Source organism: Planctomycetia bacterium (genome assembly GCA_021413845.1).
GTDB lineage: Bacteria > Planctomycetota > Planctomycetia > Pirellulales > PNKZ01 > PNKZ01.
Genome location: JAIOPP010000113.1, coordinates 1 through 26507, shown reverse-complemented (window position 1 = coordinate 26507; position 26507 = coordinate 1). Strand labels below are relative to the sequence as shown.

The 26507-nt window shown below is 60.7% G+C and carries 19 protein-coding genes and 1 pseudogene; 11 read left to right on the top strand and 9 right to left on the bottom strand.

Features of this window, described 5'->3' with window-relative positions:
• Positions 1-9 precede the first annotated feature (9 nt).
• Positions 10-1395: a DUF1501 domain-containing protein gene (locus tag K8U03_20400; GenBank protein MCE9607253.1), complete on the bottom strand. Its 1386-nt coding sequence runs from the start codon at positions 1393-1395 to the stop codon at positions 10-12.
• A gap of 661 nt (positions 1396-2056) precedes the next feature.
• On the opposite strand from K8U03_20400, the gene K8U03_20395 reads away from it, so the two are divergent.
• The 8 genes from K8U03_20395 to K8U03_20360 all read left to right on the top strand — a co-directional run bounded on the left by K8U03_20395 (position 2057) and on the right by K8U03_20360 (position 11899).
• A complete protein-coding gene (locus K8U03_20395; protein ID MCE9607252.1) occupies positions 2057-3418 on the top strand; it encodes a DUF1501 domain-containing protein in 1362 nt (453 codons plus the stop codon).
• Between the two features lie 358 nt (positions 3419-3776).
• Positions 3777-4871 carry a hypothetical protein gene (locus tag K8U03_20390; protein ID MCE9607251.1) on the top strand — a complete coding sequence of 365 codons (1095 nt, stop codon included), beginning with the start codon at positions 3777-3779 and terminating at the stop codon, positions 4869-4871.
• A 246-nt stretch (positions 4872-5117) separates the two neighbouring features.
• A complete protein-coding gene (locus K8U03_20385) occupies positions 5118-6434 on the top strand; it encodes a DUF1501 domain-containing protein (protein ID MCE9607250.1) in 1317 nt (438 codons plus the stop codon).
• 509 nt (positions 6435-6943) lie between these two features.
• Positions 6944-8275: a hypothetical protein gene (locus K8U03_20380; GenBank protein ID MCE9607249.1), complete on the top strand. Its 1332-nt coding sequence runs from the start codon at positions 6944-6946 to the stop codon at positions 8273-8275.
• Between the two features lie 89 nt (positions 8276-8364).
• The gene (locus K8U03_20375) at positions 8365-9048 is read left to right on the top strand and encodes a sel1 repeat family protein (protein MCE9607248.1); all 684 of its coding nucleotides are present in this window, start codon (positions 8365-8367) and stop codon (positions 9046-9048) included.
• 250 nt (positions 9049-9298) lie between these two features.
• Positions 9299-9844 carry a DUF3365 domain-containing protein gene (locus K8U03_20370; protein MCE9607247.1) on the top strand — a complete coding sequence of 182 codons (546 nt, stop codon included), beginning with the start codon at positions 9299-9301 and terminating at the stop codon, positions 9842-9844.
• 65 nt (positions 9845-9909) lie between these two features.
• On the top strand, positions 9910-10455 hold the full coding sequence (locus K8U03_20365) for a DUF3365 domain-containing protein (protein MCE9607246.1): 546 nt from the start codon (positions 9910-9912) through the stop codon (positions 10453-10455).
• A gap of 205 nt (positions 10456-10660) precedes the next feature.
• Positions 10661-11899 (top strand): SGNH/GDSL hydrolase family protein, encoded by a 1239-nt coding sequence (locus K8U03_20360; protein ID MCE9607245.1) that lies wholly within the window; start codon positions 10661-10663, stop codon positions 11897-11899.
• A 41-nt stretch (positions 11900-11940) separates the two neighbouring features.
• On the opposite strand, the gene K8U03_20355 is transcribed toward K8U03_20360, so the two are convergent.
• Positions 11941-14514 (bottom strand): c-type cytochrome, encoded by a 2574-nt coding sequence (locus K8U03_20355; protein MCE9607244.1) that lies wholly within the window; start codon positions 14512-14514, stop codon positions 11941-11943.
• An 80-nt stretch (positions 14515-14594) separates the two neighbouring features.
• Positions 14595-16562: a prolyl oligopeptidase family serine peptidase gene (locus K8U03_20350; GenBank protein ID MCE9607243.1), complete on the bottom strand. Its 1968-nt coding sequence runs from the start codon at positions 16560-16562 to the stop codon at positions 14595-14597.
• A 305-nt stretch (positions 16563-16867) separates the two neighbouring features.
• Between K8U03_20350 and K8U03_20345 the strand changes: the two genes are divergently transcribed.
• From K8U03_20345 to K8U03_20335, 3 genes are read left to right on the top strand one after another with little or no spacing between them, the layout of a single operon-like run.
• On the top strand, positions 16868-17269 hold the full coding sequence (locus K8U03_20345; protein MCE9607242.1) for a DUF1501 domain-containing protein: 402 nt from the start codon (positions 16868-16870) through the stop codon (positions 17267-17269).
• 4 nt (positions 17270-17273) lie between these two features.
• The gene (locus K8U03_20340) at positions 17274-17450 is read left to right on the top strand and encodes a DUF1501 domain-containing protein (protein MCE9607241.1); all 177 of its coding nucleotides are present in this window, start codon (positions 17274-17276) and stop codon (positions 17448-17450) included.
• Positions 17408-17791 carry a DUF1501 domain-containing protein gene (locus K8U03_20335; GenBank protein MCE9607240.1) on the top strand — a complete coding sequence of 128 codons (384 nt, stop codon included), beginning with the start codon at positions 17408-17410 and terminating at the stop codon, positions 17789-17791. Before K8U03_20340 ends, K8U03_20335 begins: the two co-directional genes overlap by 43 nt.
• Before the next feature lie 53 nt (positions 17792-17844).
• Here the strand turns inward: K8U03_20335 and K8U03_20330 are convergent, their stop codons facing one another.
• From K8U03_20330 to K8U03_20305, 6 genes and pseudogenes are all read right to left on the bottom strand, one after another.
• Entirely contained in the window at positions 17845-18756 is a 912-nt protein-coding gene (locus tag K8U03_20330; GenBank protein MCE9607239.1) for a PIG-L family deacetylase, read from the bottom strand.
• A 69-nt stretch (positions 18757-18825) separates the two neighbouring features.
• Positions 18826-20568, bottom strand: coding sequence for an amidohydrolase family protein (locus K8U03_20325; protein MCE9607238.1), 1743 nt, complete (start codon positions 20566-20568; stop codon positions 18826-18828).
• Positions 20558-24133, bottom strand: coding sequence for a hypothetical protein (locus K8U03_20320; protein ID MCE9607237.1), 3576 nt, complete (start codon positions 24131-24133; stop codon positions 20558-20560). Before K8U03_20320 ends, K8U03_20325 begins: the two co-directional genes overlap by 11 nt.
• A 79-nt stretch (positions 24134-24212) precedes the next feature.
• Positions 24213-25592 (bottom strand): annotated as a pseudogene (ggt, locus tag K8U03_20315) (gamma-glutamyltransferase).
• A gap of 3 nt (positions 25593-25595) precedes the next feature.
• Positions 25596-25931, bottom strand: coding sequence for a gamma-glutamyltransferase (locus K8U03_20310; GenBank protein ID MCE9607236.1), 336 nt, complete (start codon positions 25929-25931; stop codon positions 25596-25598).
• A 66-nt stretch (positions 25932-25997) separates the two neighbouring features.
• Positions 25998-26507, bottom strand: a 510-nt coding sequence (locus K8U03_20305; protein ID MCE9607235.1) for a prolyl oligopeptidase family serine peptidase, incomplete at its 5' end; no start/stop codon positions are given.

The window sequence follows — 26507 nt, the reverse complement described above, 5'->3', positions numbered from 1 at the left end:
GTACGGTGCTCAAAACAGTTGGTCGACGGCCTGCCCCTCGATGAAAAAGTGGGGGCGACCGGTCGGGTCGATGACTTTCGCGTCATGCTCGAAGCCGAGGGCTTTGTAGATCGTGGCGAAAAAGTCGCGAACATGCAGCGGCCGATCGGCCGGTTCGCCGCCGATCGAATCGCTCGCGCCGTAGGTCTGACCGCCGCGAATGCCGCCTCCGGCGAGAACCGTGCTGTAGACCGCGCCCCAGTGATCGCGGCCGGCACCTTTGTTGATCTTGGGAGTGCGTCCGAATTCGCCGGTCCAGACGACTAGTGTTTCGTCGAGCAACCCGCGGTCCGCGAGATCTTCGATCAGAGCCGAGAAGGCTTGATCGACCGGCGGCATCAACAGTTCCTTCATGACCGAAAAGTGCTTCGAATGCGTGTCGAAGTTTTTCGTGGAGTGCAGGAACATCCAGGGTACCGTCACAAGGCCCACGCCCGCTTCGATCAGCCGTCGCGCGACCAGACAGCCGCGGCCGAAGCGATTGTCGCCGTAGCGCTTGATCGTCGCAGGCTTCTCACCGTCGAGCAGGAACGCCTCCCACGCCGACTTCGCTTCGAGAATCGACAAGGCTTGGTCGCGATACCGGCGATACGCCTCGCCGTTCGTCGGCGTTTCCAGACGGTCGGCCGAGTTGAAACCCGACAGCAATCCGGCTCGACGACGATGACGGTCGAGATCGACCTCGGCCGGCGGCAAGAAGCCGGACGGAATCGTGCCGGGCATCCACGACTCTTCGATCAGCGTCAGAGGATCGAAGTTCGGTCCGAGAAGTCCCGCGCCTTGACCGGCCCATTGAAAATTGTTCTGGTCGCCGATTCGTACGGGCAAATGCACCGAGCCGGGCAGCCCATTACGATCGCCGCGCAATTGACGCATCACGCCGCTGATCGACGGCGGATCGAGCCGTCCGTTCTGCGGTTCGCCCTGAGCCCGTGGCGCGTGCTTCAGACCGCTGAGGTTGTAATGCACTCCGACGCCGTGCGTGTTGCTACCGTGGTAGGTCGAACGAATGATCGCGTAACGATGCGCCTGTTGCGCCATGAGCGGTAGCAGCTCGCAAACTTGAGTTCCCGGCACGCTCGTGGCAATCGGTCGAAATTCACCGCGATAGCCGTCGTTCGCGTCGGGCTTCGGATCGAACGTCTCTTGCTGCGCAGGTCCGCCGGTCGCAAACAGCAGAATGCAACTTTTCGCTCGGGGCGGGCGTTTGGCGGCATCGCCGCGTGCCGCCAGCAGGTGCGGCAACTGCAAACCTAACGCCCCCAAACTTCCCGCGCGCAGAAACGTTCGTCGCGACTGCAGCAGCGCACGAGTCGGCGCAAGATCATCCGCGCGATAGGCATTCGTGCCGGGCATGGTGGAGGCTCGTGAGGCGGGAAAGACGAACCGGAGGGACTTTCAATTTAAACCGCAAGCGCGGAGAGAACAACGCGATCTCTCGGAGACCGACATCCACTACTGAATATTCAGCCTTGTTTTGAGCCACGACATTTTGGACTTCTCTACGAGAGTTCTCGCCGCTATCAAATCGGAGAGGCACGATATGGCAATGTCACACCCGGGTTAGAGACTATGACGAAGGGGATGCCGGCCTCGATCAATCTTCGTCTTAGTAGCGTAGGCTCCGAGCAAATCGTCACGCTCCGGGGGGTAGGCCGGCAACCTCACAGTTGTCGCGCCGAGACTCGTAATAGACGGCGATAGGATGGAGCGCATTCTGTTCATGGTTATTTCGATTCGGAGAGATTTCCACGAGACAGGCACTGTCTCATTCAGACCGTTATAGAACGCCGATTCGCTCGCGCTCGGCGATTGCACAAGTGCAGGAGATTCGCCACTCGCGAAAATACTTCGATGGCACGGAAGTCTCATGGCCAAGATTCCGTCCCGAAAATCCTCCGCTATCAATAACAAAGCCTTCCCACCTTGCAGTAAGTATGCATCCGCGCATACTGATGCATGTTGCCTCCCCCGCCTAGCGCCTCCCCACCGCGCTTTCCCGATTTCGAGGATCGTTATGCAGCCCGACGTACAGCCGGCCCTGCCGCTTCGCGTTTCGCGTCAGGAATTTCTCCAGGTCGGGTTTTCGGCAGCGCTCGGTTGCGGTCTCTCCGGGCTGTCGGCGGCGCGAGACGCACAGGCGGCCGCCGGACCGCGCGTGCGCGCTAAGTCGGTTATCTTCGTGTTTTGCACGGGCGCCCCGGCTCACCAAGACATGTGGGATTTGAAGCCGGAAGCTCCGGCGGAGTCGCGCGGCGAGTTTAAGCCGGTCGACACCAAAGCCTCGGGCGTGCGCATCTCCGAGCACTTGCCGAAGCTGGCCGGTATCGCCGACAAGTTCGCCGTCGTGCGCTCGATGACGCACAAGCTCCCTTCGCACGAGCACGGCACGCACTACCTGCTCACGGGTATCAATCAGAACCCGCCCGGCGCTACGCACATGGCCAGTCGCAATGACTGGCCATGTTACGCCTCGGGCCTCCAATACCTGCGCGGCGGCGACGACGGACTTCCTACCGGCGTGCATCTGCCGACCTATTTGCACAACGGCTACGGATTCTGCGGACAAAATGCCGGCTTCCTCGGCAGCAAATACGATCCGTGGCAGATTACGCGCGACCCCGCCGCGCCGAAGTTTCAACTCGACGAACTGAGCCTCGCCGAGGGCCTCACGGTCCAGCGCGTGAGCGCGCGGCACGGCCTGTTGGAAAGTATCGACCGACAACGGCGCGATCTCGTCGAATCGGCCGGCGTCCGCTCGATGTCGCAGCGCAAGAGCGAAGCGTTCGATATGCTCACCCGCGGCGGCAAGTTTCGCGAGGCGTTCGACCTCGAGCGCGAACCGGCCGCGATGCGCGACCGCTACGGCCGCCATTCCTTCGGTCAATCGCTGCTCTTAGCGCGGCGGCTCGTCGAGGCGGGCGTGCCGATCGTGCAGGCCAACATGGGGACGATGAATCGCTGGGACACGCACGGCGGCAATTTCCGCGTCCTCAAAGATACGCTGCTCCCGCCGTTCGACCAGGGCCTGGCGACGCTGCTCGCCGACCTCGACGAGCGCGGTCTGCTCGACGAAACGCTGGTCGTTTGCACCGGCGAGTTCGGCCGCACGCCGATTATCAATGCCAACGCAGGCCGCGATCATTGGTCGAATGTCTTCTCCGCCGTGTTCGCCGGAGCGGGCGTGCGAGGCGGGCAAGTCATCGGCGCCAGTGACGTGCAAGCCGCCTACCCGGCGACCCGCGGCTGGTATCCGGCCGACCTGGGAGCAACGATCTACTCCGCGCTTGGCATCGATCCGCAATCGCAAATGATCGATCAACTCGGACGTCCGCACCAGTTGAACGCCGGCGAAGTGATTGCTCCGCTTTACAGCTAGTGCGTCGGCACGTTGCCCGCGCAAATGTCTCGTGAGGCCCCTTAAATGCTGCCGCTCTTGGGATCACGCAAGCTGTTGTGCGACGGAGTCGCGCGGCGTGATCAATTGCCGATCGGCGGCCTTGGCGCATTCGGGTTGTCGTCGGCCGACGTATCGAAGCTATCGGCCTTAAGAGCATTAGAATGCACCAGTCCGGCGTCACCGAGCTGCGTGCAGTCAAGAGACAAGAATCTTAGGTGACGCAGTTCCTTTAGATTCAGCACCGAGCACTACGCCGATGTTTCCAATTCCGCCGGAAGACTTCCCGTCCGCATCATCGATTTCTCGGCGTTCCTTGCTGAAAGGATGTGCCGCCGGAATGCTGGCGACCGGAACGGCAACTCCGCTCACCGCTCAAGACGAGAAGTCGGCCTCGCCGAATCAAGCTCGCCCATGGCTCAAGGTCCGCGGCATTTACGGCGGCTTTCCTCGTCAGATTCTCCAGCGTGGAGAGACCCCTTCCGATTACGGAATCAACGCGATTTGGGTCGGCTCGGGAAACCTGGATGCCGCGGAGATCGAACGCTATCACCGCCTCGGACTGCAAGTCTTCGCTGAGTTCAATTCCATGCACTCAGCCTCGTATTTGAAGGAACATCCCGAGGCCGCACCGATCGGCCCCGACGGTAAGCCGTCGCCGCCTCCTCAAGCTTGGCAGGGAGTCAGTCCGTTTCATGCCGGTTATCGCCGCGAGCGCATGCAGGAGTTTCGGCGCATCCTGAAGACCTTCGAGATCGACGGGATCTGGCTCGACTATCACCACGCCCATGCAAGTTGGGAGCGTGCCGAACCGAGCCTCCCCGATACCGATTTTTCGCCAGCGGCCCTGCGACTCTTCACGACACAAACCGGAATCGAACTGCCGACGGATGTGCCTTCCGCTTCCGCTCAGCTCCTCGGCAAGCAGCGCGATGCGTGGACGAAGTTTCGTTGCGGTGTCTTCACCGACTGGGTCCGAGAGTACCGCGAGATACTCGATGAGGCACGTCCTCGGGCACTACTTGGGACGTTTCACTGCCCCTGGTCCCCCGACGAGTATGAAGGTGCCATTCGCCGCAAACTCGCCATTGATCTCACGGAGCAAGCGCCGTACCTCGACATCTTCAGCATCATGCCTTATCACGCTCGGTTCGGGCATGTCGGCGATCCGGCTTGGATGGCCGGTCAGGTCCGACGCCTGGGAGAGCTGCTGCGGATTTCAGGAAAGCCGAACGAAGCGAAACGGATCTGGCCGATCGTACAATTGTCCGATTGGGGAGAACGGGTTCCCGTCGAACAAGTCGCAACCGTGCTGGACTACGGTTCGCAGCAGCCTGCCACCGGCATCATGGCCTTTCACTGGAACGAACTTTCCAAGGAGTGGGGTAAGGTCGAAGCCTTGAAACGGGCCTACGCTTCCTTCCGGCCTTCCTGAGCATTACGGCGCGGCAAGACCCGGCTGCGGAAACCAAGGAGTCGGAATCACGGGAGAGCGACGTCAAGAATTTAGTTCGCGATAGATACATAGGCTGAGTGCATCGTTAGGATGACTGGCGACGCCGGGCTTGGATCGCGCTCCACGGAAGCCATGTTGGAAAGATCGGCATGTGAGCTTCGAGCGAAGGGAAGTCGTCGATCGCAATCGTTTCCACGAATCGAACTTGATCGCAGGAGCTATCTCATGTTGACCGTCCGTACTCCCCGTTCGGCCCGTGATTGCGACGGAACCACGCGTCGCGATTTTCTTCGCGTCGGCTCTCTGGCCGTCGGCGGATTGACCCTACCCGACCTACTCCGAGCTCGCGCGCAAGCCGCGACCTCGGCGAGTGCGCCGCGACGACCGACGAGAGACACCTCCGTCGTTCTGCTCTGGTTAGGGGGCGGTCCCACGCATATCGAAACCTTCGACCCGAAGACGTCGGCCCCCTCCGAGTACCGCAGTGCCGTCGGTGCGGTCGATACGAGCGTGCCGGGCATTCAACTCGGCGGCGGATTCACCCAGATGGCCAAGGTTGCCGATAAGATGGCCTTCGTCCGTTCGTTCGCCCATAAGAACTCGGGGCATGGGGGCGGAACGCATTTCGTGATGACCGGCTACGACTTCGCCGGTGCCGATCAGGGGCAGAAGTCGATCAAACCGTCGTACGGCTCCATCACGGCTCGTTATCGCGGTGCGAGCAACCTTGAGACCGGCATGCCGACGTACGTGAAGCTCGGCGGCAACGGGGCGGAAGGCGCAGCGTTCCTAGGAAAGACGTACGCCCCTTTCGAGACCGGCGGCCAAGCCCGCGCGAACATGAACCTGACGCTTGCGGCGGATCGGGTAAACGATCGGCGCAGTTTGCTCAGCAGGCTCGATCGCCTCAATCGCGATGTCGACGTCTCAGGCCTCATGCAAGGGTTCGACTCCTTCGAGCAACAAGCCTACGGCCTCATCCTAGGCGGTGCGAAGAATGCATTCGATGTGCGAGGCGAAAGCCCGAAACTACGCGAGCAATACGGCTCAGGCTTGGGTGAGCAAATGCTGCAAGCCCGGCGACTATGCGAGGCCGGTTGCGGTTTCGTCACCGTAACCTACGGCGGCTGGGACATGCACGGCAACGTGGCGAGCGGTATGAAGACTCGCGGACCGACGGTCGATCAGGCCGTTTCAGCCTTCGTCGAAGACTGCGCCGAACGTGGCTTGAGCGAGAAGGTGCTCCTCGTCGTCACCGGTGAATTCGGGCGCACGCCGCGCATCAACAAGAACGCCGGCCGCGACCACTGGGCTCCGCTCAGTACGTTGGCTTTGGCCGGGGGCGGGCTCCGGATGGGTCAAACGGTCGGCGAATCGACCGCCAAGGCCGAAGTTCCGAAGTCGACTCCGATCGGTCCGCAAGACCTGATGGCGACGCTGTTCCATGTGCTTGGACTACCCCGCGACCTGCACTACAACGACCCAGCCGGTCGTCCGGTACCGATGCTCGATAGCGGCAAGCCGATCGCCGAGTTGCTCTGACATTCGGTTCGTCACGTTCGCGGCTGCCGTTGCAACCGCGCCGAACAAGACCCGGAGGTACCTGCGCTCCAGGCCTTTTTCGTCGCTCACTGCGCTGATCCAACGATTTTTCAATTGACGCCTGTTCAACGTTTTTTTGCGGGTTTCGGGAAAACCGCGAAGTTTTCGAAGCGTTCGTGCGAGCCGATCGTGAAGCTCCGTCGTGCCGCGCGAACACCGTGGTTCTTTGAAAAGGGAAGACGCCGTGCGCCTTTTGCGGTTGCTCAGTGCGCAGTCGGAGCGTCGTCCCGTTTCGCGCGGCGAACACCGGCCACGCGCGAGAGCTTTCGGCCCGCGTGTCGTTCGATTTGCAAGTCAGGCGTCCCGGTACCGCGTTGGTCTCCGATTCAGCGTCTAATTCAGCTTCGCACCGAGCTTGCGTCGGCGCCTCCGAATCGAAGCACGCGATGTCACGTTCCGCTTCATGAACGTTCTCAATGATTTGCTCCGCTCTCAAACCCATCCGACCTATGAACGAACCGTTGCGACTTCAAGCTTGGGCGATCATCGCCGCGATCGTCTCGGCCACCTTCTGCGAAACTGCCCGGGGACAAACGGTACCGACGGGCGCTAAGCCGGAGCCCGTTGCGACGAAACTTAACTGGAAAGCGGGCACGGCGACCGCCGTCATTACGCCCAAAGAGAATATGTGGATGGCCGGTTACGCGGCGCGAACAAAGCCTTCGGAGGGTGTGGCCCGCGACTTGTTCGGCAAAGCGCTGGCGCTGGAAGGGAGCGACGGTCAGCCGTTCGTGTTGGTGACGACCGATCTCATCGGCATTCGTCGCGACGTTCGCAACACGGTCGCCGAGCGCTGCCTTGCGGAGTTCGGACTGCCTCCCGAGCGGTTGTTGCTGAATGCATCGCATACGCATTGCGGGCCCGAGTATCGCCCGCGCGCCGGTCGCGAGGATGAAGCCAAAAACTATCAGGCGTTCTTGGAGCAGACTTTGGTCCGACTCGTCGGTGAATCGCTGAAGAGTCGTCGACCGGTAGCGGTCGCCTATGCGCGCGCCCGCTGTGGCTTCGCCATGAATCGCCGTCGCAACTACGCCTTGCCCGCCGACGATGTGAACGCTAAGCACGCTCCGACATACGACGGCCCGGTCGATCATGACGTGCCGGTGTTGACCGTCCGCGACGAGAGCGGAACGCTTCGTGCCATCGCGTTCGGCTACGCTTGCCACAATACGACGCTCAGTTCGGTGACCGTTCCGCCCGCCGAGCCGCGGTACTTATTCAACGGCGACTACGCCGGCTTCGCGCAAGAGCGTTTGCAACAAGCATACCCCGAATCAGTGGCGATGTTCGTCAACGGTTGCGGCGGCGATCAGAATCCTTACCCCCGTCGCGACGAAGTTCCCGGCCTGTTGCCGTTGGAGTTAGCAGAACATCATGGGCGGACTTTGGCCTACTCGGTCATCGCAGCTCTGAACACGGGAACGCGTCCGTTGGCCGGCTCGATTCAGGCTGCGATTAGCGACGTCGAGTTGACTCGCAACTCCGGCAAGCCGAGCCACGCCTATCCGGTGCAAGTCGTGCGCTTCGGTGACGCGGTAACGCTCGTCGCGCTCGGCAGCGAGACGGTCGTCGACTATGCGCTCCGCGTGAAGCAAGAGATCAAAGCGCCGATGGTCTGGGTGGCCGGTTACTCGAACGATTACTCCGGCTATGTACCAAGCCGACGAGTGGCCGTCGAAGGAGGCTACGAAGCGGCGAACGACTTCACGCTCGACGTCGAAGACCGAATCATCACCAAGGTCCGTTCGCTGCTATCCGCGTCGACGGCGACGAACCGCTGAAAACCCCGCTCGCTACAGCCCTCAAAAAAGCTCGTGGCGCCGGCGCAGGTACGCCTCTTTTCAAATTTAACCAGCAGCGAGACGACCGAATGAACTACTCGACGCTCGCCTTGTGTCTGTTCGCCACCGTGGCCGCAGAGCCGCGATCAAGCGGAGCCGAGCCGCCGGCTGCCGACGTTCGGCTTTTTGAGGAAACCAAGACTAAGGCCGAGATGGGAGATATCGATGCCCAATACAAACTCGGAGGGTTGTACGGCAAGGGAACGGGTACGGCGAAAGACGATGCCGCCGCGGCCCAATGGTATCGCAAGGTCGCGGAGCGGAACGATCGCCGCGGCCAAAGCATGCTCGGGGTCATGTACACCAATGCTCGAGGTGTACCGCGCGACTATGATCGCGCGATCGAGTTGTTTCGTAAGGCAGCCGCTCAGAACAGCGCCCACGCGCAATACAACCTCGGCCATATGTACTCTACCGGGAAAGGCGTTCCGAAAGACGACGTAGAGTCAGCCGCATGGTATCGCAAAGCGGCCGAACAAAACGAGGTGAACTCGCAAAGAATCCTAGGATCGCTCTACGCCGCCGGACGGGGAGTACCGCAAGACTTCGTTCAGGCCTATGCCTGGACTAAGGTCGCCGCGACTCCGGAGAATCCCGCCGCGCAGAAGCAACTGATGAAGTACGCCGAACAATTGACGGCCGAACAAAGAGCTGCAGCTGAAAAGGCCGCCGGCGAAATCACGGCATCGATCCATCAACGTCGGAATCGGTGACTCGATGCCAAGCAACGAGCGGCGCGTCCGATCCGTTCGAACAACCGTTGAGCCGAATAGACATGGAGGTGACTCGTTTCGATATACGGACTCTAAGCGGGCGCTTGATCCACCGGCCCGATGAAATTCGACGGCCATAGTGGACGTTGACGTCCAAATATTGGGCTGCTAATCTTGTAATTGGATAGAGACATCCAATTAGGCTCGCGGCCCTCGGAATTAGAAATACCTTACCATCAGGAGTCGCATCATGAGTTTCCCATTCGGAACCGTCCTGCGCATCGCCGTAGCGCTCGGTTTCGTCGGAGCGACGTTGGTCCTGTGTGCCGAGCCTTCGGAGAGCGAGACGACGAAAGCCGAAGCGGAACCGCGACCTACGGTTGCCACGGCTCGTGATCGCGCGAAGCTGATGCACAACGTCTATTTGGCAACGCTCGACTCGATGCACCGCCATTATTTCCACGCCAATCGCTCGGTCTTGCCGGCTCGGGCCATGGAAGACGTGTTCGAAGAAATCGAAGCAAGCGACACGATCAAGTCGCGCTGGATCGCCGTGAATACGACGGCGATGAGCGTGGATCATGAACCGAGCACGAAGTTCGAGAAGGACGCGGCCGCCGCGATCGCCGCCGGAAAAGAAGAGTTCGAAGTCATCGAAAATGGAATTTATCGCCGCGTCGGCGCTGTCCGACTGGGCAATGGTTGCGTCAGTTGCCACACGGGGTTCTCGATCAATCGCCCCAACACCCAGCGCTACGCCGGACTGGTGATCAGCATGCCGGTCGAAGTGAAATAACACTCCGGTCGTTGCAATGCCGTCCTCAAGGTTTCGCTCGTGTCTCGTACCGTTCGGAGGCGATAATGAACCGAGTCGCAACGTCGAAGCCGGCCGTAGCGCTCGTCGCTACCGTCGTGTTCGGCATCTTCTTTGTCGGCGAGGCGGTATCCGACGACTCGCCCAAGTCCACGGCATCCACCGCCGAACTGCCGACCGCGAACGAAGCGCGCGAACGAGCGAAACTCCTGCATGAAACGATTCATTCGACGCTGCATGTCGTGCATCATCACTACTATCGCGAAGACGAAGAACTCACCATTCCCGGTGTCGCGCTGAAGAGAGTCTTTCGCGAACTCGCCGAAAGCCGCAACGTCCGACTCCGCTGGCTGGCCGTTGATGCGCAGGCCATGAATGTCGAGCACAACCCGAAAGACGAGTTCGAGAAGAAGGCCGCGATGGCGCCGGCGTCAGGCCGGCCCGAATTCGAATCCGCGGAACACGGAGTCTTTCGATTCGTGGGCTCGATTACGCTCGGCTCCGAGTGCCTCAAGTGCCACCTGCCGAATCGTAAGAGCACGAACGACCGCGTCGCCGGACTAGTCATTTCGATGCCCATCAAGAAGAACTGATCGCCGACGTGCGCAAGCGATTCCGATTCGCGAATCGAAAGAACTTACACGACCATAATAACGATCAGCCCGCGAAGGCCGCCGACTAGCGCGACCGTCTTGATGATTCGACCCCTTTTCACAGAAGAACGTCGATAACTCGAATGCATTCGGAATGGCTTGTACTCAGCCGTGGCCCTGAATTGATTCCTCCCCGGAGCCCACGATGAACATTTTGATACGGCGGCGAGTTCTGCTTTGTCTCTTTGCCATCGCCGAAGGGTTCGGTGCACTTCCCTTGGTCGGCTCGTCGGCGGAGACGCCGCCTACGCCGCTCACAAATGAAAAAGATCGAGGGTCCGCTGGGGCCGACCTGTCGTTGCGACTTACGCTGCCCCTACAATGTTTCGCCGTGGTCGGGCAGCAGTTCCGAATCGACTTCGGCAACTTGCTGCCGGCGAATGCGCCGCACGACCTGCGATTCTCCGTCGACTTAGCTGGGGCGGCGGGAGACATCGAGAAGCAGGAGAATGTCGAACCGACAAGTCCGAAGCGGCTCAGCTTGACACCGCGTAGCACTTCAGTCGGTCGATACCGTTTGAAGGTGAGCGCACGCTCCGCCGACGGCAAGCTACTCGACGAAGCGACCACCGAACTTTGTATCGCCCCGGCCGATGCGGGTGCCGGCCGAGGCTTGACGTTGCTGATCGTCGGCGACAGTCTCACGCATGCGACCCTTTATCCCAACGAATGGGCGCGACTCCTGAGCTTACCGGGCAACCCGAAGTGGACGATGCTCGGAACTCATCGTCCGCCGTCGGCCGTCGCCGGAGTTGCGCACGAAGGTTACGGGGGCTGGCAATGGCGGACGTTCGTCAGCCACTACGCGCCGAAGCCCGATCCGGCGAAGCGCATTCGGAGCAGCCCGTTCGTGTTCGTCGGGCCGGACGGCAAGCCGGGGCTCGATGTTCCGCGTTACTTCAACGACTCTTGCGGCGGACGTCGGCCCGACGTGGTGACGTTTTTGCTCGGCATCAACGATTGCTTTGCGGCGCCGGCCGACGACGCGCCGGCGCTGGATCGTCATATCGAGGAAGTCTTCGCGCAAGCCGATCGACTGTTGGCCGCGTTTCATGCCGCGGCGCCGGAAGCGAAGTTGGCTGTCTGTCTGACACCACCGCCGAATGCACGGGACGAAGCGTTTAAGGCCAACTATAAGGACAAGTACCCGCGCTCCGGCTGGCTGCGCATTCAGACTCGGCTTGTCGAGCGTCAACTCAAGCATTTCGGCGGTCGCGAGGCCGAACGGATTTTCGTCGTCCCCACGGAACTCGATCTCGACGTCGTCGACGGTTACCCTGAGATCAACGGCGTCCATCCGAATGCGGCCGGCTATGCGCGTCTCGCGTCGACGTTGCACGCCTGGCTGAAGTGGCAGCTGCACCTTGAGTCGACTCGCCGCTAACAACCGTCGGACCGGCGTCTTGCGAAGCCCGACCAGTCGACTCAGTTTGGCTCCATCAAGAAGGCCAGCAAGTCGCGAATCTCGACGTCGGTGAGCGCGTTCAAGAGGCCGCTCGGCATCAACGACGTTTTTGACTGCTTGGAGTCTTCGATCTCCTCTTTCTTAAAGGTGCGTTCTTTTCCCATCGCGTCGCGATAGACCTCGACGCCGGAAGAGCGCAGCAGAATCCCGTTGAACGTCGTTCCATCCGCAAGCTCTAAGGTCGTGTGAATATACTGCGGCGCAATGTCGCGGCTCGGCTCCAGAATTGAGCGTAAGGTTGCGCGCCGATCTCCTTGCCGATTCACAAGGCTGAGATTGGGGCCGACGACGTTTCCTCGGCCGCTATGGCGATGGCAATTAGCACAAAGTGCGACCCGGGAGCTGAAAAACACCCGTCGTCCGGCATCAGGATCTGGCTTGCCGGGGACTTTATCGAGCCGGTCCAACCAGGCGGCGGTATCCTCCGGCTGCGGTCTACCGATCGCCGGCGAACCGGGATCGAGCAGCGCTCGAACCGACTGTTTGGATTCCGGATAACGAGCCTCGACGCCGGTGACCGCTTGCCGTTCGGCAGGGCTTAATTCCGAGCCGCGAAGCGCGCGCAGCGACTCATCGCGCAGGGCGGCATTCTCGCCGCCGGCCAATTTGACGAGCAGCTCTCGATGCTCGGCTCGATTCGAAGAGGCCAAACCGACGACGGCTTCGGTTCGCAGGTTGAGCGAGCGAGATTCATCGCCTACGATCCCGGCCAGCACGTTGCGAGATTCATCGTCGCCGCGTCCGACTAACGTGCGGACGACTTCGAGCGACAACAGCGGGTCATTCTGCGCCAACAATTCGCGGAGCAGCGTCGTCGTGAGCTGCTTATGCGAGAACGGCATCAGTCGCATCGCGAAGCCCTTGAGTCGAGTCGGCGTCGCGGGGCTCGTTATGCGTTCGAAGAGGACATCCGGTTCGGTTACACCCGCCGCCGGCCGACCTCGTAGCGTGTTCCATGTCGCCAGCACCGCCTCGAACAGCCGAAAGTCGAGATCCGGCTGCGACAGCATTCGTTCGACATCCGGCTTGAAGCGAACCAGCGTCGCGTCCGAAATCCAGCGCAAGCATTCGAAACGTACTTCCGGATCCGCGTCGTGGAGCAAGAGTTCGACCCAGCGCGGGTCGTTCAGGTCGACGCGCCGCAAAGCGACGAGCGCCCAGACTCGGTCTCGGGCCGGCAACGAGCGAATCGTTTCGGCCGTCCACGAATTGCTTTCGCGGGCCAGGGCCGACAGCGCCGCGTCGCTCAGATAGGAATCCGCGCTGCGCGCCAGCTCGAAGAGCCGGGCTTGCGGTAGCTTTTCGTTCCCTTCTCGGAGACCTTTCGCCAGGCGAGCGTCGTCGTTCACCGGCTCTGCGGAGGGTTTGATCCACGGCGCCGCAGTGCGATCGATCTCCAGTTTCCAGAGCCGACCCCGTTTGTGGATCGCATAGGCGCTGAAGACCCAGTCGGTCAGATAGAAGGTATCGTCGTGTCCGGAAGTCATACAGACCGGTCGAAAGAACTCGCCGCCGCGAACGAGTTCGATCCGTTCGGCAGTGAAACCCGCTCCGCGACGAGTTAACGGGTAGTAGTCGATGCAGTGATTGCTCCACGACGGGATCATCACGCCGCCGCCGAGTTCGACGACCGCACATGGTCCCTCGCCGGACGAGTGGACCATGCCTAACGTTCCGCGCAACTCGCCGTTCCAGGCGACGAACGGGTGAATCGGTTGATCCCCGTACGCCTTTTGATAACCATAGTCGGCCCCTTCAATGATGTTTAGAAGTCGGCACGGAGGTCGGCTTCCCGGATCGTTCTCCGCAGCGAACATTTCACCGTCGGAGCGAGCGAGCAATCCGAACGGATTCCAAAAGCCGCGCGCGATGCGACGTAGTTTCGTTCCATCGGGCGTGCAACGAAAGACGCCTCCTTCACCGCTTCCCGTTAGCTTCGTGCCGTCTCGCGCGGTGAGCGTCCAAGTCTTGCCGAAGTTTTCGCCGAGCGAATAAATCAGGTCGCCGCTCGGATGCCACGCCATGCCGGAGAGGCCGTTGTGCGGATAATCGGCCTCGGTGTCGAGCTTGGCTAGATCTTCTTCGCGATCGGCTTTGCCGTCGGCGTCGGTGTCTTTGATCCGAAGAATTCGATCTCGCTCAGCTAAGTAGATCCAACCGTCGGGTCCGAGTTTCAACTGCATCGTGGCGTCGGTCTTATCGTAGAAGACTCGGGGATGCTCGCCGTTGCGATCGAAGATCAAGATCTCGTCGTGCTCCGGTCCGACATAACCCGCCGGACGAAAGTGAGTGTGGCAAGCCACGAGCCAAATGTTTCCTGCGGCGTCGACGTCGATGCCGGTCGGAGTGACCAACGAGGGATGCTCGGCCAACAAAGTGAGCTTCACGCCGGGCTGCAGCGCCTTAATGTGCGACGGAAGGGACTCGGGCACGACGGGCGCGGGTGGCGGTGCCGCAGACGTATGCGCCCCGACTGCAGCCAGGAGCCACGCAGTCGCCCAGCGGAACATGAGGTTCGATCGCGATAGATTCATCCCGACAAGTCTCCGATCGATCGAAAGCGTGGCGAACTCACGAGGTTTAGTGGACATTCGTCGAACGAACTCAGTGTGGATTATTCGGCCGGTGGAAGCGGAGTTTTCCAAGTCTCATCGAAGAACCCCGCCGCTTCGACATGATCGACGACGCCGGTGCTGCCGACGTCGCCGCGATCCGCTTTGAGGACCGCCCAATCGCCCCAGCGAGGAAACAGAAGGTAGTTTAGCTTCGCAAGCTCCGCATCATGAAAGGAATGGCCCGTATTGAGCACGAGGTAATGTTCGCCTCCCCCGGCGATCGGATTCGGCGTGATCAACGCAGGGATGTGGTCGGCCGATGAGTAGGAGCGATCACCGAGACGAAGCGTTTCACGATTCCACGTAAGCGGTAGCTCCGGGAGCGCCTTGGTAATCCAGCGATTGCTGCCGGGATCGCCGAACAGAATCAGGTTGCGAGTACGAATATCTTCGTCCGTGACCGCAGTGTCGTCTTTCACAGGCAGGTCGCCGCGAAAGTAGTGATTCCACTCCGCGGAGAATCGCTTTAACGATTCATCGGCGTAAGCTTGCACACGAGGGTTCCAGGGCTTGCCGGTTCCTCGAACGCATAAGAACGGGCTCGTAAATGCATCGTCGATCGGGCCCTGCAAGCCGGGCCGCTTGCCGCGATGCGAAAGGCTCGTCCTCGGGTCCTGAACGCGCCACGAATTGTCGTGTCGTTCAACACAAATCGCGTTATTCGCCGGAGGGTCTTTCGATATCCGAAGCTCCAAAGCACCGATCCGGATCTTCGTCGGCCTCATGGGCAATTGCCCGACATCGATCGCGAAGCGCGTGATGTTCTTAGGTTCGGCGATTTCGAGCGTGTCGCCGCGCGACTCAGCTGAAAACTCGGCACGTGCGTAGTGGCGTTCGAGCCCGAGGATCGTCAGCCAGCGACACCGATTGTACTTCAGCGTCCACGTCACGAACCGAATTGCGGCGGAGCGGCGATCGATTCCTTCGGTAGCGTAGTCGGCGATGCGCCGCATTTGTTCGGCGTGCGTCACGGGATCGACGACATGACCCGTTCCCGGAGAGATCAGGTTGACCATCTTCAATCCTTCCCGCCGCATCGCCTCCTCCATGATCACGTGGGCTTGAAAGAAGACATCTTTCTCACCCATGCAGGCAATCACGGGCACCAATCCGGCGTTCGCGGCGTAGTCGACCGAGTCGAGCATGTGCAGCGCCAGCTCTTGATGTGGCGGCAACGGGCCGACTCGAACGAAGTTCGAGATCGGCGTCTCGGAGAAGCGATGCGTATCGACGTAGCCGCAGTAAGGCCCCAAGGCGACGAAACGATCCGGATGCTTGAGCCCGAGATGCCAAGTGCCCGACGCTCCCATCGACATCCCGCGCAGGACGATTCGGTCGCGGTCGATCGAATAACGCCGGCAAACTTCTTCGATCGCTTCAAAGACATCCGTCTCACCGGACCAACGGTAGCAATTTTCCACCCGCCCCAGCGGATGGAGTTCGATGAATGGTTGCTCGGGGCCGGCGGCCTTCGAGTCGTCGCCGTCGTCGAAGCGGCTCATGAAGCGGAGTTCGCTCATACCGACGGGCCGCGTGCTTCCGTGAAGAACCACATCGAGGCGGATCGGCACCGCGGGATCATAGTTTTTCGGCACGATGACCCCGCAGGGCTGTACGGAACCATCAACGGACGAGACGTAGCCTAAGACCGTCTTGCCTCGTTTCGTTCGCCAGGGTCGGTCTCCTCGCTCCAGGGCTTCGATCCGTTGCTTGCCGCGCAGCGTGGCTTGATTCAGCAACTTCAAATCGGCCGGGCTGAATTCGCGATCATAGCGAAGAGCCCAGGCGAGGCCTTTTTGAAAGATGGCGGCGTCCGCGCCGTCGGAAGGTGGAAGACGGAGTCGTCGGAGCGAGAGTTCGAGAGTATCCGCTTCATCTTGAAGCGTCAGGCGCCGTTCGTCCGTCAAAGGGTTCGGTGTCTGACCGATGGCGATTGTCGACGTCAGCAGAACGACCGCGTTCAGCATCGCCGCGTTAAGAGTGCGAATCGAACTCACAAGACGGACTCCGAGTGACGCGAAACATCAACCGTTTGTTGCCACGAACGCCGCTTTGCCGATTCGACAGCATATTCCGATCGGTTGTGCGACGAAACAAGGTAGCCGTCGGCCAGGTCGCACATGTCGGATCACCGAGAAGTTGCCGCCGTTCGGGTGGGCAAGGTCGCATCGAGATATGTGCTTGCCTGCGAAACTCTCGCGATAGAGTTCGTTTTCGAGTTTGGGTAATATGAATGTTCAGGTTGAAAGTCTCCGCGGTTGAGATTTCACGTATGTCGGAAGTTGATTTCTGCGGCCGTTCCGGTTCCTCTTCTCGCCGCGACTTTCTTCGTCGGGCCGGTTTGGGGATCGGTTCCCTAGGGCTGTTCGCGCTGTTGCAAGAGGCCGGAATGATCCATGCGGCCGATACCGCACTGGCTCTCGATTCGCTCGCGCCGCACAAGCCGCACTTCGCTGCGAAAGCGAAGCATGTGATCCATATCTTTCCCGAAGGGGGACCATCTCCAATCGACGCGTTCGACCCGAAGCCGGCACTGGAAACGTATCATGGCCGATTGGCCGAGGAAGTGATCAAGGATCATCAGAAAGAGGCCGGTGAGACGGCGGCCGGCATGGGGCGCTTGAGCGGCAAGCTCCAGCGTTCGGCGTTCAAGTTCGCCAAAGCACGGCCGTAGCGGCATGGAGATCAGCGAGCTGTTTCCGAAGTTGGCGCAACATGCCGACGATCTTCGCGTCGTTCGCAGCATGTCGACGACCACGTCCGTTCACGAGCCGTTGCAGTTGAGGATGAACACCGGAGCGTTTGCTTCGGTATTTACGAGCGCGGACTCGACGAGCGCGTGCTGGTCGTCGTGACCGGAGAGTTCGGACGCACGCCCAAGATCAGCTATGCGGTGAGTACCGGCGGCGGCAACGCCGGTGCTCCGGCCGGAACGCAACAACCGGGTCGCGATCACCGGCCGCGCGCTTACTCGAATCTCTGGGCCGGCGGCGGCATCGAGACGGGGCGTTTCATCGGCGCAACCGACAAGCGCGGGGAAGACGTCGTCGAACGCCGTTGCGGACCCGGCGATTTCCCGGCGACGATTTATCATCACCTGGGAATCGACTCGGCGAACACGATGATCAAAGACTTCAACGGCCGGCCGACCCGGATCGTCGAAAACGGGAAGCCGATTCCGGAGTTGGTTTCGTGATCATCGACGCCTCGCGCGACGCGGCCTAGTAGGGAGGTTTTTCGGGCCGGATTCTACGGGAAGAACGGGAATAAGGTTTTGATCTCCTCAGTCGACGGCTGTCGACCGTATTCGCAGATCTCGAAGGCTTCCGCATACTTCACGGCAGCTCCTTTTTCGACTCCGTACCATTTCACGAGAGACTCGCGATAGCGCTCGGCCTCACCTCCTTGCCGCGCCGTCCAGCGGCGACGAAGCCACTCCTTGCGGCCTGCTTCGTCGGACTGGGGCGGAACTTTGGCTACATACTCTTCGCTGCCGTTCGCTCCACCCTCGTAATGCTGCGACGGCATTTCGTGGATGGCCGTGAGCTTAAGATCGAAGACATCGTCGACCGAAACGGCGATGTCGGCCGTAAACGGATAGGGCTTCTTAAAGCCGTCGCTCGAATAGAGGAACACAGGGTTTTTCTTAAGCGCAGGGACGTCGGGACACATGAACGGCACCGTCACCATGAAAGCGGCGTCTTGCATCAATACGCCGACGTAGCGGTGGTCGGGATGATAATCCCATGGCCGATGCGCGATCACGATGTCGGCCTTCCATCGGCGAATGATGCGGATGAAGCGTTGTCGATTCTCCAGCGTCGGCAGCAACTCTCCGTCGTGGATATCGAGTACTTCCGTGGCCGCTCCGATGATCGCATCGGCTTTCTTCACTTCGGCCAAACGTCGCTGCGCCAGAGGAGCTCCTGTCATTTGCCAATGACCGATGTCGCCGTTGGTGACCGAGACGAGCTTCACGTGGTGTCCGAGCTTGGCCCATTTCGCGGTTGTCCCGCCGGCTTTGTATTGTGCGTCGTCGGGATGAGCCCCGAAGACCACGATTCGCAGCTTCCCATCTTCCTCGGCTGCCGACGCCGTCAGCGGTGCGAGGAAAGAGCTGAGTAGAATCGCGGCTATGCAATAACGGATATCGCGCTTCATGGGATGGCTTCCGGTCGATCGATATGAGGATAATGAATAAGTCGAAATCGTCAGAGCTTCAAAGCAGCATTACTTCGGGAGGTCGATCGCGTGTCGCAATACGCGTCCCGAACGTTCCTTGGTTCGCTCGCCCCGCTGCAACGCGATTCGGCCGTTGACGACGACGTACTCGATGCCGAGCGGATATTGAAAAGGTTCTTCAAACGTCGCTCGATCCGCGATTGTTGACGGATCGAAGACCGTCACGTCGGCCGCCATTCCGGCGCGGAGCATTCCCCGATCGACGAGCCCGATCTTCGCGGCGTTCAGCGACGTCATCTTTCGCACGGCATCTTCCCAGCTTAGAAGCGGCCGCTTGCGAACGTATTCGCCGAGCACTCGCGGAAACGTGCCGAAGTTTCGCGGATGCGGATTGCCCCGTTTGAGCGGTCCGTCGATCGCATACGCCGAACCGTCGGAACCGATCGAACACCACGGGCGGACCAACGCCGCGGTCATATCTTCTTCGGTATGATGCGCGTAGACCGTGCCTACCGAGCCGCTTTGCTCGATCAGCACGTCGAAGAGTTCGTCGAGCGGATCACCTGGAGATCGACCGGCCGAGCGCAGTGCTAAGACGCGGTCCATCGTCAGGCCCTTGTATCGATTGTCGGCGCTGACGAGCATGCGGCTCCAATCTCGCCCGACGGCCGTATAATGGTTGTACCAGCCGTCGACGCCGTGTTCGATGTCGTGCTTCAGTCGCGGCCGTTGCTTCATGTCCTTCAACCGATCGAGCATTTTCGAGTTGCCCCCTTCGTGGGCCCACGGAGGGATGATGCTGGAGAGATTGTTGTTGCCGCGCGTGTAAGGGTAGACATTCGCCTGAACGTCTACTCCTCGTCGGCGTGCGGCTTCGATCAACTCGATTATTTCCTGCATACGACCCCATTCCTTCCGATCGGCGATCTTAATGTGGATCACATCGACCGGGAGCTTCGCACGTTCGGCGATTTCGATCGCTTCGCGAACGGCATCGAAGACGCCGGTTCCCTCATTGCGAACATGCGTCGAATAGTTACCGCCCCGCTTCGCGACCACGCGGCACAGATCGACGATGTCGTCCGTGGTCGCTAGCGATCCGGGCGGCATCATCAAGCTGCTGGATAGCCCCAACGCACCGTCGCGCATCGCTTCGTCAATGAGTTGCCTCATTCGCTCGCGTTGCTCGTCGCTCGGTCGTGCGAATGAAGAGCCCATCTGCGACCGCCAAATATTGTTCAGACCGACGTACGAGGCGACGTTCACCGCAGGGGGCGAACGCTTTAGCGCCGCGAAGTATGACCCGAGCGTCGGCCACCGGCCCGAGCGCGACTCCGGATCAGGTGAACGATCCGGTCCCGCGGAATCTCCCTCACCGAGGATCTCCGTTGTCACACCTTGGCGGATCTTGCTCTCGGCGGCGCCGTCTTCGAGCAGCAGCGTGTCGGAATGCGAATGAATGTCGATAAATCCGGGAGCGACGAAATAACCTGAGGCATCGATTTCGGTCTTGGCGGAGCCCGATGCGACTCGCCCGACGGCGACGATGAGCCCGTCGCGAATCGCTACGTCGCCGTGAAACCAGGGGTTTCCCGTCCCGTCGAGAATCCGACCACCGCGGATCAACAGATCGTAAGCGACGGGGGCTTGTTGCTTTTGCGCAAGAAGAAGACTCGGCCAACAGGCCAAGACCGACATCAATATCGCCGCCGACACTTTTCTCATGGCGACCTCCCCTATGTGTTGCATCGACCGAGGGCCGAAGCGGCAGCATCCGACTCTAACGGGCATAGATCTGCACTTCGTTCAACCCGCCGCCGCCCGCCCAGTATTTGTCGATCCGAATTCGAACGCGATCCACCGCTTTATCATAATCGACCGGAACCTCGACCCAGCCGGCACCGAACGGAACGCGAGCCCCCCGCTCGAGCATGCCCTGAAACGATTCGCCGTACGAAGCGAAATAGTCGGGCCGTACGAACGCCGCGTCGAACGCATGGTCCCACGCTTTGCCGAACGTCACCGGTCGCGACCATAGAGGCGTGTCATCTTTCGAGCCGAGAAACTCCAGTCGACATTCAGTGGTCGCAAAGTCGTTTAAGCCGGCGTTGGTGGTGTTGAGTAGCCGCACCATCTTGATTCTCGTCGGCTCTTTGAGCCGCAGCGTGAGGTCGCCCGTTTTACGCAGCGGGAGCAGCCAGTAGGTCGGGCGGAAATAGAGAGGCCACTCGGCGAGATCGGTTTCGTAGGGCGTTGCGCCGCGTCCGTAGCCGCCGTTTTGCATCGTCGCGATAATGCCGAGGGTATAGTCGACCACTCCGTCGAGCGGCATCTCCCATGTTTTGTCATCGATAACATGCCGCGCGTCGAAGCGAACGTCGCGGGTGCCTGATGCCGTGACCTCGATGGCCTCGCGCGCCACGTTTATCCAGCCTTGAAGAACGTACCGATCACGTTCCGCTTCGGCGGCTGCGGCAAGCGGCTTCAATCCGTCCCGCAGCCGCCGCTGATTCGCAACCGTGTTCGTTTGCAGAGATTCAGCGGCGAGATTCGGAGCGAACGTGCCGACGTACCGATAAACTCCCGGCTCGATCGTTCGCGAGCGCCCGGTAACGGATACTTCCGCTCGCTGCGTCGCGACGATATCGCCTGTGACTTGCGCGTCCCGATTGAGAAAGGCCGCATTGACGGGCTCCGACGACATGAACGCGGCAGGTTCGAGTCGCTTCACGCCGATGCCCAACGAGCGTCGCTCGCCGGCCGAGTTACGAACAACTTCGGCCTTTCCGTCTCGTTCGACGATCACCTGATCGCGTGCTCCGGAAGGATGAACGATTTCCGCTTCCACTCGACTTCCCACCCGACGCGCCTCGTAGCGAGGCAGAGGAACGTCGTTCTCCAGCGGCATCGCGAGCGTTACGAGGAAGTCGTCGGCGGCCCGCTGGGGAACGCCGAGCGGGGCAAGCGTCAGATCGCTCAGCGTGAACTTCGTTTCGGGCGTCAACTTCGACGAGTGGCCGTATTGAGCAGGCCGCAACGTCGCTTCAATCGCAGCAACTCCGGCCGGCGCCGTGAAGTGGGTCGTGGTGGTCCGCCAGTCGGAATACGATGCCTCGTTCGACGACGGATCGCTAAGTCGCAGCGTCGCCGGGGCGCGATCTTCGGCCGCTTCGCTCGCGTCGAGCAAGGTTCGGCCGGCGGCGTCGAGCAGCTTGAGATCGATCGTCCAGGCGAAGTTTTCGTAGATGCGGCCATGTACTTTGCAAGCGGCGACTTTCGCTTCGTAACGACAATCCGGCACGAGCGTGATCGCGCTGCGAAATTTCGGTGATTTACCGATCGGATCGACGATCAAAGCTGCATCGCGTCCGTCGACACGAACCGCAGCGGCATCGCTCCAGAGCTTCGCCGGAATGACGATCGGCGCCGCCTCGACCTTCGTGACGCCGCCGGCGATTCCACGCAAGAGTCGCGCGTTGTGGTCGAAAACGTAAGAGACGTTCGGCTGCGATGGGATGGCTTGTTCTTCGTAGCCGACCCGATCATGGGAAAGCGTGGCCAGCAGCAACGACGCATTCGGACGACGGGCCACGACGGTTCGATCGTCGACTCGTTCGTATCTCCCCTCGTTGCCGGGCCTACTCCAGATGTGCCAATTGAAGGAGTGCCATTTCGGTTCGTCGTGTCGAACTCGGTCGACGAACAAAAAGTAGTCGTGAACGGCGTCACGATCTTCGGACCGAACATAGATGATGTCGCGAGTTCGTTCGCGATACTCCTGATGTGATCGGGCTTGGCCGGCTCGGCGGTAGTACTTCACGTTGCTCGCTGCGCTGCGAGTTCGAATGAAGCTTGCCACCGGAGAGTCGAACGAGTCGTAGATCAGCATACTCGGGGAGAAGGGGTGGCCTTCGGTTTCGAGAACCGATTCCGTGACGGCATATTGATGCCACGGAAAATGCCAGGCTAAGCCGCCCGTGCACCCGAGGATCTCGTTGCGCGCCGAGAGAAAGAGATCGCCGTTGAAACTGAGAAACGTGTGCGGTGAACCATAGCCGGAGCGAAACATCGCTTCGCGGTCCGTCGCTTTAAAGTTCAGCGTCGGCTTCGGCGGAGTTGCGGGACTAGTCGCACGGCGAACCCAGAGCAGGTTCAAGAGTTCGGCATGACCGCTTTGATGAGCGCCGCCGAGCCGACCACCGGCCGTGCGGGAGATGAAATACGACGCCGGCGAATCGGGGAAACTCGCGGCATAGTCGTACCACCATGCGCTGCCGCCGGGTCGCGACGGCAACTCGATCGGTTTATGTTCGATCGTGCCCCACAAGCCGACCTCGTCTTTGGGATACGGCTTCGAGAAAGAATTGTCGCGCGTACCGACGGTCGCTTCGTGCATGATCGGATACCATGTCGCTTCGGCGAACGCCGGATGCGCACGGAGATCGATTCCGCGGGCGTTGTTGAGCGCTGCCGCGGCCGTATACAGGTTTTGAATCGAAACCGTCCAGTAGCCGTCGAGGCCCGACTCAAGGTTAGTTCCGGCCCAACCGATGTCGTGTGCCATGATCCAGCAATAGGTCTGCAGCAGGCTGTTGAACCAAACACGGTTGTCAGGCACCGAATCGCCGACGGCGACGGCGGCGATCAGTGCGGCTGCGAGTGCGTTGTTTCCTTGATTCTTGGCTCGCAAGTGATGCATCGCCATGAACGGCGGCAGGCTGACGATCCGCCAGTAGCTTTCGACCCCTTTCTCGGCGACGATCTGCGCCGCGCGGCCACGCTGCTCCGCATTCCATCCGTCCCAACTGAAGTCGAGGCAAAACGCCGCCGTCCGCACGTACTGCCCGTAGTGAATCTGAGGCATGTGCGAGCCGTCCCAATTGAACCAGCCCCAGCGCGGCACACGTCCCGCAAGGTCCAGAATCTCGTAGGCCGTGTCGGCGTACTTCTTTTCGGCCGTAAGAAAGTAGAGGAAGCCGAGGAAGGCGATGTCGTGGAAAGCTTCCCCGAGTTTTTTCGACGCCTCGCGAACATCCGGCGAAGCGACCTCGGGCCGGTTCGACTCGTACAAAAGATCGAGCATCTTCGGCACGTGCGGCTCGACGGCCGCGCGCGTCGCCGGCCACTGAGAGACGGCGCGATCCGCCGCGGTACGGATTCCATGCTGACCGTCGAGCAGCGGCTCATTTCGCAGACTTAGTACCCAGCGGCGCGTCTCCGCCGCTTTGTCTTTCGGAATCAGCAGGCCTTCCTTCGGCACCGGTTCGGCGGCAAGCCCGATGGACCCGCAGGCCACGACAAAGGAGATGACTGCGACCGAAACCACCTTGCGACGGAGCGAGTGAAAGTCGGGCATCATTGGACTCGATACGAATCGGAAGGAACTCAACTCATCGTGAGACGTCGCGAAAGTCGGTCGGGCCGCAGCGTCGCCGCTATTCGGCGACCGCCATCGCAGCGGCGCGGCGCGTGTCGGCCGCGCCGGTCACGCAACCGTTGCGGATGAGAATCGAATGAGCATCGCCTTGGCGGCTCGGGCGAGGATCGATCGAATGTCCCCAAGCCCGCAGCGTCGCGACTGACGGGACGTCACGCTCCGCCGGGGCTTCCAGCTTGAGGACGTCCGGAAACCACTGATGATGCGAGCGCGGCGCGGCGACCGCCTCGTCGATATCCATCTCGAAATCCAGAACGTTGATCAAAACGTTGAGCACGGTGTTGGGAATCGTTCGTCCCCCCGGACTTCCCGTCACCAAGATCGCACGTCCGTCGCGAACAACGATCGTCGGAGATTGCGAACTGAGCATCCGCTTGCCTGGAGCGACGACGTTCGCCGGCGTGCCGATGCGACCTTGCCGATCCGTGATGCCCGGCCGCCAATTGAAATCGGTCATTTCGTTGTTGAGCAGGAAGCCGCCGCGGGCGACGACGACCATCGAGCCATAGCTGTTTTGGAGCGTATAGGTATTGGCGACGGCCATACCGTCGGCGTCGATCACCGAGAAATGAGTCGTCGATTCTCCTTCCTCGGCGAGTTTGATTTCCGGTGCGACCGCGGCGCTCGGAGTCGCACGCTCGGCTTCGATCGACTTCGCGACGTTCGCGGCGTGGGTTTTGGTCACGAGCTCGGCCGGAATCGTGGTGAAGTCGGGATCACCCAGGTGCTTCGCCCGATCAGCGTATGCGCGGCGCATCGCTTCGGTCATTAAATGCAAAGTACGGGGATCGTATCGGCCGTATTCGCGCAGCGGGTATCGCTCCAAAATATTGAGCATCGTGACGATTGCCGTGCCGCCGGAACTCGGCGGCGGCGAAGAATAGACGTCGTAGCCCCGGTAAACGCCGTGGATCGGACGGCGCGCCACGGCCCGGTAGCCGTGCAAGTCGTCGCGCGCGATGAAGCCACCGCCGCGATTCATCTCGTCGACGATGAGTTCGGCGGTACGTCCGGAGTAAAAATCGTCGGGGCCATGATCTGCGATTCGTTGCAGAGTCGCTGCCAGATCGGGCTGTCGCAAGACATCGCCTGCATTCCAGACGGTGCCGTCCGACTTACGAAACACACGAGCAAACTCCGGAAAAGTCGCCGAATGCTTCGCGATGAGGCCGTTGAGCGCTCCGGCAGTGCCGGGGTCGAGCGCGAAACCGTCACGAGCCAAGGCGCCGGCCGGCAACACGAGGTCGCGCCAGGGAAGTTTTCCGAAGCGCTTATGCGCGAGCTCCAATCCCCGAACCGTGCCGGGGACGCCGACCGTCTTCGGGCCGAGTTGCGAGGTCTCATTGACGAATGTATCGGCGCGGCAGACACTCGGAGCGGTCTAGCGATAGTCGAAACAGACCGGCTCGTCGGAGGTCGAGGCCGGCTTCACGAGCATGAAGCCGCCGCCGCCGATATTTCCCGCTTCCGGAAACGTGACGGCCATCGCCAGTGCGACGGCCGTGGCGGCATCGACGGCATTTCCGCCGCGACGTAGCACGCCGACTCCTGCCTCCGCCGCCGGCGGTGAAACGCAGACGACCATTCCTCGCTTCGCCTCGACCGCGATCGGGCGACGATTCGGCTCGCCGGCGAAGAGATTCGTAATTGTGAACAGCGATCCCCAGGCGCAAACTTCCCAAGCGAACAGGATCGACAGCCGGCGGCTTCGTGTCATGTCGTGTTTTCCTCGGGAGAAAAGTAGCCGCTCGCGTTACCATCAGCAGATCGATTTCGGAAAGCTTCACTTCTTTGCTTGCAGATATCGCTCGAACCATTCGATATTTCGTGTCATGCAATCCAAGAGCAATCGCGGCTCTTCGATTCCGTGCGGCGTGCGAGGATAGATGATCATCGTAGTCGGACACTTTTGCCGTTTCAGCGCGTTGTAGAGTTCTTGCCCTTGCGACAGGGGGACTCGCTCGTCCCGCTCACCGTGTTGAATCAGCGTCGGCGTATCGACACCTTTCACATGAAACATCGCCGAGTGGGCTCGATAAGGCTCGAGACCGTCCCAGAACTCGCCGCCGAAGTAGTCGGGCAGGAAGCCGGGGATATCCGCCGTGCCGTTGAAACTCATCAGGTTCGTCACACCGGCGCCGACGCTGGCCGCTCGAAACCGCTTAGACTGTGTGATCGCCAAGGAGGACATGTAGCCGCCGTAGCTCCAGCCGATGTCTCCAACCCGATCGCGATCGGAGATGCCATGCTCGATGCAATGTTCGACGCCGCTCATAAGATCGCGATAGTCTCC